General features: G+C 69.5%; 1 protein-coding gene. It reads left to right on the top strand.

Annotated elements, in window-relative coordinates; translation table 11 throughout:
• Positions 1 to 308: hypothetical protein (locus tag ACTT8P_RS38565; RefSeq protein ID WP_442836446.1), on the top strand; the 308-nt coding region annotated here is incomplete at both ends.

Genomic DNA, 308 nt, shown 5'->3' on the forward strand with positions numbered 1-308 from the left:
GGTGTCTCCCTCACCGAGGAGGACATCAACGGCCGGACCACGACGTACGAGTACGACGCCCTCGGCCGCGCCGCCCGGATGTGGGCTCCCTCTCGCCCGACCTCGCAGTCCCCGTCGGCCCGCTTCACCTACGACACCACCATCGGCCAGCCGGTCTCGGTGACCACCGAGTCCCTCACCGACGACGGCGACTACGACGTCTCCACCGTCATCTACGACGGCCTCGGCCGCGAACGCCAGAAGCAGGACCCGGCGGTCGGCGGCGGACGCCTGATCACCGACATCCTGTACAGCGCCAACGGCACCAT

Origin of the sequence: Streptomyces sp. JW3 (assembly GCF_052216785.1) — a bacterium.
Classification (GTDB): domain Bacteria; phylum Actinomycetota; class Actinomycetes; order Streptomycetales; family Streptomycetaceae; genus Streptomyces.